This window comes from Pseudomonas sp. NFACC24-1 (assembly GCF_900115235.1).
Lineage (GTDB): Bacteria > Pseudomonadota > Gammaproteobacteria > Pseudomonadales > Pseudomonadaceae > Aquipseudomonas > Aquipseudomonas fluorescens_AA.
Window position 1 is genome coordinate 27,441 of record NZ_FOVS01000029.1, and the last position, 7,223, is coordinate 34,663.

Annotated in this window: 6 protein-coding genes; 5 read left to right on the plus strand and 1 reads right to left on the minus strand. The window is 63.4% G+C overall.

The annotated features are described in order from the left end of the window. Window positions 1–75: 75 nt before the first annotated feature. Window positions 76–969, plus strand: coding sequence for an NAD-dependent epimerase/dehydratase family protein (locus BM317_RS22980; protein WP_092476390.1), 894 nt, complete (start codon window positions 76–78; stop codon window positions 967–969). A 148-nt stretch (window positions 970–1,117) separates the two neighbouring features. Here the strand turns inward: BM317_RS22980 and BM317_RS22990 are convergent, their stop codons facing one another. Next, complete coding sequence (locus BM317_RS22990; RefSeq protein ID WP_092476394.1) at window positions 1,118–2,563, minus strand: SulP family inorganic anion transporter; 1,446 nt, start codon at window positions 2,561–2,563, stop codon at window positions 1,118–1,120. 409 nt (window positions 2,564–2,972) lie between these two features. On the opposite strand from BM317_RS22990, the gene BM317_RS22995 reads away from it, so the two are divergent. The 4 genes from BM317_RS22995 (at window position 2,973) to BM317_RS23010 (ending at window position 7,176) form a co-directional block, all read left to right on the plus strand. Beyond that, complete coding sequence (locus BM317_RS22995) at window positions 2,973–4,322, plus strand: GntT/GntP/DsdX family permease (protein WP_092476396.1); 1,350 nt, start codon at window positions 2,973–2,975, stop codon at window positions 4,320–4,322. Between the two features lie 27 nt (window positions 4,323–4,349). After that, window positions 4,350–5,210 carry a MurR/RpiR family transcriptional regulator gene (locus tag BM317_RS23000; RefSeq protein ID WP_092476398.1) on the plus strand — a complete coding sequence of 287 codons (861 nt, stop codon included), beginning with the start codon at window positions 4,350–4,352 and terminating at the stop codon, window positions 5,208–5,210. Between the two features lies 1 nt (window position 5,211). Continuing rightward, the gene (locus BM317_RS23005) at window positions 5,212–6,684 is read left to right on the plus strand and encodes an N-acyl-D-amino-acid deacylase family protein (protein WP_092476400.1); all 1,473 of its coding nucleotides are present in this window, start codon (window positions 5,212–5,214) and stop codon (window positions 6,682–6,684) included. 123 nt (window positions 6,685–6,807) lie between these two features. Continuing rightward, window positions 6,808–7,176 carry a glyoxalase superfamily protein gene (locus BM317_RS23010; RefSeq protein WP_092173777.1) on the plus strand — a complete coding sequence of 123 codons (369 nt, stop codon included), beginning with the start codon at window positions 6,808–6,810 and terminating at the stop codon, window positions 7,174–7,176. Window positions 7,177–7,223 lie beyond the last annotated feature (47 nt).

Genomic DNA, 7,223 nt, shown 5'->3' on the forward strand with positions numbered 1-7,223 from the left:
GGGCAGTGTGGACTGTTTCGGCAAGGACCAGTCCTCGATACTCGTCCCATCACTCAGGTTGCCAAGGAGTTTCCCATGAACGTATTCATCACCGGCGCTGCCGGTTTTATCGGCGGTTCCATCGCTTCCGGCCTGGTACGCGCCGGGCATCAGGTTCGCGGTCTGGTGCGCAGTGCCGAACAGGCGAGCGAACTCACTGCGCTGGGCATCGAGCCGGTCATCGGCACCCTTGAGGACAGCGCGCTGCTCACCGAACAGGCCCGTGCCGCCGACGCTGTGATCAACGCCGCCAGCAGCGATCATCGGGGTGCGGTCGAAGCCCTGATCAAGGGGCTCGAAGGCTCGAACAAAGTGCTGCTGCACACCAGCGGTTCGAGCATTGTCGGCGATGCTTCCGGTGGTCGTCACAGCGATGACATCTACCGGGAAGGTCATCTGCCGCCACCCACTGTCGACAAAGCGGCCCGTGTCGCCATCGACAATCTTGTCCTGGACGCCGCCCAGCAAGGCGTGAACTCGGCGGTGATCTGCAACACCTTGATCTACGGCCACAGCCTGGGGGTCAAGCGTGACAGCGTGCAGTTGCCTCGCCTGCTCAAGCAGGCGCGTAAAAGTGGGGTGGTGCGGCATGTGGGACCGGGGCAGAACATCTGGTCCAATGTGCACATCGAAGACGTGGTCGAGCTGTACAAACTGGCCCTGACCCGTAACGTGCCCGGCACGTTCTATTTCGTTGAGAGCGGCGAGGCCTCGTTCATCGACATGACCACTGCCATGGCCCGAGCGCTGAAGCTGGGCGAGCCGCAAGATTGGCCGCTGGCCGAAGCCGAGGCCGAATGGGGCTACGAAATGGCCAACTATGGCTTGGGTTCCAACAGCCGTGTGCGAGGCACGAACGCCCGTGAACTGCTGGGCTGGATGCCGAAGAGGACGTCGGTGGTGGAGTGGATTCTTGATGAGATGGTGTGAGTACCCTCAAAGCCATCCGTAAAACATAGGACCTGTGGGAGCGGGCTTGCTCGCGAAGGCGGTGTGTCAGTCGATAAAAAGGCTACCTGACACGCCGCTTTCGCGAGCAAGCCCGCTCCCACAAGGTCCCATGCGGGCCTGATACTTTTCAGTCGTGCTGCACGCCTGCGCGCTTGAGCATTTGTTTGCAATGCTCGGACAGGTGAAACACCCGCAGGTGCTTGCCCGCTTTGCTGTAGCGCTCGCGCAGGGTCTTGAGTGCGGCGACGGCCGAGTAGTCGACGAAGCGCAAGTGACGGCAATCGAGGGTCACCAGGGCCGGGTCGTTGGCCGGGTCGAACTGGTTGAGGAACGGCGTCGACGAGGCGAAGAACAGCGTGCCGTGCAAGCGATAAAGCTTGCTGCCGTCGGCCTCCTCGTGGGTGTCGGCGTACAGCTCCCGGGCTTGTTGCCAGGCGAAGTTGAGCGCCGCGATGATGATCCCGCAGAGCACGGCCACGGCCAGGTCGGTGAACACCGTGATCACCGTCACCGCGATGATGACCAGCACATCGTTGGCCGGCACTTTGTTGACCACCCGCAACGAGGCCCAGGCGAATGTCTGCTGGGACACCACGAACATCACCCCCACCAGTGCCGCCAGCGGGATGCGCTCGATCAGCGGCGACAGGAACAACACGAACAGCAACACCATCACTCCGGCCACCACGCCCGATAACCGTCCGCGTCCGCCCGAGCTGAGGTTGATCATCGTCTGGCCGATCATGGCGCAACCGCCCATGCCGCCGAGCAAGCCGGAGGCCATGTTGGCCGCGCCCAACGCCACGCACTCACGGTCCGGATAACCGCGGCTCTCGGTGATTTCATCGGTCAGGTTCAGCGTCAGCAAGGTTTCCAGCAAACCGACCATCGCCATGATCACCGCATAGGGTACGACGATTTGCAGGGTCTGCAGGTTCCAGGGAATGTCCGGCAGGGCAAAGGTCGGCAAGCCGCCAGCGATGTGAGCCATGTCGCCCAGCGTTCGGGTCGGCAGGCCGAGCAGGTCCACCGCCAGGCCAACACCGAGGATGGCCACCAGCGCCGGCGGCACGCTGCGGGTCAGGCGCGGCAGCAGGTAGACGATGGCCATGGTCAGCGCCACCAAGCCGGCCATCAGGTACAGCGGCGGGCCGCTCAGCCAAGCCTCGCCATTCTTGAAGTGTTCCAGTTGGGCCAGGGCAATGACGATCGCCAGGCCGTTGACGAAGCCGAGCATCACCGGGTGCGGCACCATGCGCACCAGTTTGCCCAGGCGCAACAACCCGAACGCCGTCATGATCAGCCCGCCCAGCAGCACGGTCGCCAACAGGTACTGCACGCCGTGCTGCACCACCAGCGCGATGATCACCACCGCCATGGACCCCGCCGCCCCCGACACCATCCCGGGGCGACCGCCGAACAACGCGGTCAGCGTGCAGAGGATGAACGCACCGTACAACCCCATCAGCGGGTTGAGGTGGGCCACCAGGGCGAAGGCGATGCACTCGGGGAGCAAGGCGAAAGAGGTGGTGAGGCCGGCGAGGGTGTCGGCGCGAAGACGGGCTGATTTCATGATTTACCTGACTGGGCGCCGTTGGAGCGTCGGCTGCCGGGGAGTGGTGCAAAAACAGGTGCGGATGGTACGGAATTGAGTGTGGGGCGGCCAGCCGTCTGTGGTGAGGGGATAAATCCCCTCGGGCTGCACCGTAGCCCTAAGGCATTAGGCTCAATCTTGCTGGCACACTGAGTTGCCTGGTTTGGGGCTGCTGCGCAGCCCAACGGGGATAAATCCCCTCGCCACAAGAGAATGGTGGTGCATGAAAGTCCGGCGCGGGATTTTCATAGCGGCTGCATCGCGATGTCCGTCAGCGACATTTCTTGCCTGTGGGCGAAAATTACTTTCAGTGGGTTTGAAGATTCCTCGTCGAAATGATTTATGAGTTTCACAACACATCGACGTGACCCCATTCGAGGAGTAACGCATGGCCCCTGCTTTCGGTTATTGGCTACTGGTCTACGCGGCCATCGCCATCATTGCGCTGATCGTCCTGATCGCCCGCTACCGGCTCAATCCGTTCATCGTGATTACTCTGGTCTCCATTGGCCTGGCGTTGCTGGCCGGGATGCCGCCGTCGGGTGTGGTGGGGGCGTACGAGGCGGGTGTCGGCAAGACGCTGGGGCACATTGCGCTGGTGGTGGCCTTGGGCACGATGCTCGGCAAGATGATGGCCGAGTCCGGCGGGGCGGAGCGGATGGCGCAGACCCTGATCGAACGCTTCGGCGAGCGCAACGCTCACTGGGCGATGGTGTGCATTGCCTTCCTGGTGGGCTTGCCGTTGTTCTTCGAAGTCGGCTTTGTGCTGTTGGTGCCCATCGCCTTCACCATCGCCCGGCGGGTGGGCGTGTCGATCCTGATGGTGGGGCTGCCGATGGTCGCCGGGCTTTCGGTGGTCCATGCCCTGGTGCCGCCCCATCCGGCAGCGATGCTGGCAGTGCAGGCGTTCCAGGCCTCGGTGGGCCAGACCTTGCTGTACGCGATCCTGATCGGCATTCCCACCGCGATCATCGCCGGCCCGCTGTACGCCAAATTTATCGTGCCGCGCATCGAACTACCGGCCGAGAACCCGCTGGAGCGACAATTCCTCGACCGCGAGCCGCGCGCCAGGCTGCCGGGTTTCGGCGTGACCCTGGGGACCATTCTGCTGCCGGTGATCCTGATGTTGATCGGCGGCTGGGCCAACCTGATCTCCACGCCGGGCAGCGGTTTCAACCAGTTCCTGCTGTTCATCGGCAACTCGGTGATCGCCTTGTTGCTGGCGACCATCCTGAGCTTCTGGACCCTCGGCCTGGCCCAGGGCTTCAACCGTGAATCGATCCTCAAGTTCACCAACGAATGCCTGGCACCGACCGCCAGCATCACCTTGCTGGTGGGTGCCGGCGGTGGTTTGAACCGGATCCTGGTGGACGCCGGGGTCACGCAACAGATTGTCGGCCTGGCCCAGGAGTTCCAGTTGTCACCGCTGGTGATGGGTTGGCTGTTCGCCGCACTGATGCGCGTTGCCACCGGATCGGCCACGGTGGCGATGACCACGGCCTCGGGCATCGTCGCGCCCGTGGCGATTGGCCTGGGTTATCCCCATCCCGAGCTGCTGGTGCTGGCGACTGGGGCCGGGTCGGTTATCTTTTCCCACGTCAACGACGGCGGTTTCTGGCTGATCAAGGAATACTTCAATATGACCGTCACGCAAACCTTCAAGACCTGGACGGTGCTCGAAACACTGATTTCCGTGGTCGCGTTCGCCTTGACCCTCGGGCTTTCGCGCTTGCTTTGAGCGCAACGCACCCTAACAGGAGCCGCCATGGACATTCTCTACCAGATCCGTTCCCGCCAGGACTCCTTCAGCGCCGGCGAAGGAAGAGTCGCCCGGCTGATGCTCGAAGACGTCGGCTTCGCCGCCTCCGCCAGCCTCGATGAACTGGCCCAACGGGCGGAAGTCAGCAGCGCTACCTTGTCGCGTTTCGCCCGTACCGTCGGTTGCCGCGACCTGCGGGACTTGCGCCTGCAACTGGCCCAGGCCAGCGGTGTCGGCAGCCGTTTCCTCGACCCCGCCGGGGCGCCGGAGCAATCGGCATTTTATGGACAGATCGTCGGCGATATCGAAGCGACTCTGCGCCAGCATCTGTCGGCGTTCGAAGAGTCGCGGTTCGGCGATGCCGTGCGGATGATCGGCAAGGCACGGATGATCCATGCGTTCGGCCTCGGTGGCTGGTCGGCACTGTGCGGCGAGGAGTTGCAGGTGCGGCTGGTGCGTTTCGGCTACCCGATTGCCGCCTGTCGCGACCCGGTGATGATGCGCATCACTGCCACTTCGCTGAGCGACCAGCATCTGGTCATCGCCTGTTCACTGACCGGTATCACGCCGGAGCTGTTGAGTGCCGTTGAATTGGCCCGCAGCTACGGCGCGGCGATCCTGGCCGTCACCCGCGCCGACTCGCCACTGGCTCAACTGGCCGACTGCGTGCTGCCCCTGCAAGGCGCCGAAACCTCGTTCATCTACAAACCCACGGCGGCGCGCTACGGCATGCTGCTGGCCATCGACGTGCTCGCCACCGAGCTGGCGCTGGCCCATCCCGAAGACAATCAAGAGCGCCTGCGGCGAGTCAAACTCGCCCTGGACGATTACCGCGGCGGCGACGATCACTTGCCGCTGGGAGACTGACATGCTGTACGACACGCTTATCCGCAATGCGCTGGTCATCGACGGCAGCGACAGCCCCGGTTACCACGCCGACGTCGGCATTCGCGCCGGGCGCATCGAACGCATCGGCGACCTGAGCGATGCCCGGACGCTTGAAGACATCGACGCCGCCGGCCGTGTGCTGGCGCCGGGGTTCATCGATGTGCACACCCACGACGACACGGTGGTGATTCGCCAACCGCAGATGCTGCCCAAGCTCAGCCAGGGCGTGACCACGGTGATCGTCGGCAACTGTGGTATCAGCGCTTCGCCGGTGAGCCTGCGGGGCGATCCGCCGGACCCGATGAACCTGCTCGGCACGGCCCAGGCCTTCGCCTACCCACGCTTCGGGGATTATCGGGGGGCGGTAGAGGCGGCGAAACCGGCGGTCAATGTGGCCGCGTTGGTCGGGCATACGGCGTTGCGCAGCAATCACATGGATGATTTGTTGCGCACTGCCTCGCTGGGAGAAATCACTGCCATGCGTCGGCAATTGCGTGAAAGCCTGGAGGCCGGTGCACTGGGTTTGTCCACCGGCCTGGCCTATGCCAACGCATTTTCGGCGTCCACCGACGAAGTCATGCAATTGACCGAAGAGTTGAAGGCCTTTGGCGCGGTCTACACCACCCACCTGCGCAGCGAGTTCGAGCCGGTGCTCGAGGCCATGGACGAGGCGTTCCAGATCGGCCGTCATGCGCAGAGCCCGGTGATCATTTCCCACCTCAAGTGTGCCGGGGCCGGTAACTGGGGACGCAGCCCGCAGGTACTCGCGGCCTTGGAGAACGCGGCGAAAACCCATCCGGTCGGTTGCGACTGCTATCCCTACGCGGCCAGTTCCTCGACCCTGGATCTCAAGCAAGTGACCGATGCCCATCGCATCACCATCACCTGGTCGACACCCCACCCGTCAATGGGCGGGCGCGAGCTGACCGACATCGCCAGCGACTGGGAGGTGTCGCTGTTGGAGGCGGCGCGGCGCCTGCAACCGGCCGGTGCGGTGTACTACGGCATGGATGAGGGCGACGTCCGCCGAATCCTCGCCCATCCGCTGTCCATGGTCGGCTCCGACGGATTGCCCGAAGACCCGTTTCCCCATCCGCGCTTGTGGGGCGCATTCCCACGAGTGCTGGGCCATTTCAGTCGTGACGTCGGGCTGTTTGCGTTGCACACCGCCGTGCACAAGATGACCGGTCTGTCGGCGGCGCGCTTCGGCTTGAAGGACCGTGGTGAAATCCGTGAAGGCCATTGGGCGGACCTGGTGCTGTTCAACCCACACACCATTCGCGACGTAGCCGATTTCAACCAGCCGCAACGGGCTGCCGAAGGGATTGATGGCGTTTGGGTCAATGGTGTCTTGAGCTACCACGAAGGGCAGGCAAACGGGCGCCGGGAAGGGCGATTCCTGGCGCGGGAGGGCGATCTGCGCCAGGGGTTTGGTCCAGCGAATGGCGTGTAAGCGGCTGATGTTGGGTAAATTGGCGTCACAATAATGGCACTGCGACACTAAAGAAGCCGGACCCAAGGCCGAAGCATTGGGGTCAACCCACTAAACTGGGTCTTTTCAGCCAGGGAGCAACCCATGAGCTTCGGTAAAACCACCCCGATCCTGCGGATCTTCGATGAAACCAAGGCGTTGGCGTTTTATGTCGACTTCCTGGGCTTTACCGTCGACTGGCAACATCGCTTCGGTGATAACTTCCCGTTGTACTTGCAGGTCTCCCGTGGCGACTGCGTGTTGCACCTGAGCGAGCACCATGGCGATTGCACGCCGGGCTCGGCCCTGCGGATCGAGACCGATGAGCTGGAAGCGTTCCAACAGCAATTGCAGGACAAGGCGCATCGCTACGCCCACCCCCAGATCCAGGCCATGCCCTGGGGGAGCCAGGACATGACGGTGGTCGATCCGTTTGGGAACCGGTTGGTGTTTACCAATGCGATCACTGTCTGAGAGGCGCCCCCGCTCGGATCCCCCAGGCCTGGCAGGATCCGAGCGGG

What these genes read in the sequence shown, in the direction of transcription:
- BM317_RS23005 (WP_092476400.1), top strand. Translation starts at nt 5,212, where the DNA reads ATGCTGTACGACACGCTTATCCGCAATGCGCTGGTCATCGACGGCAGC.
- BM317_RS23010 (WP_092173777.1), top strand. Translation starts at nt 6,808, where the DNA reads ATGAGCTTCGGTAAAACCACCCCGATCCTGCGGATCTTCGATGAAACC.
- BM317_RS22990 (WP_092476394.1), bottom strand. Translation starts at nt 2,563, where the DNA reads ATGAAATCAGCCCGTCTTCGCGCCGACACCCTCGCCGGCCTCACCACC.
- BM317_RS22995 (WP_092476396.1), top strand. Translation starts at nt 2,973, where the DNA reads ATGGCCCCTGCTTTCGGTTATTGGCTACTGGTCTACGCGGCCATCGCC.
- BM317_RS22980 (WP_092476390.1), top strand. Translation starts at nt 76, where the DNA reads ATGAACGTATTCATCACCGGCGCTGCCGGTTTTATCGGCGGTTCCATC.
- BM317_RS23000 (WP_092476398.1), top strand. Translation starts at nt 4,350, where the DNA reads ATGGACATTCTCTACCAGATCCGTTCCCGCCAGGACTCCTTCAGCGCC.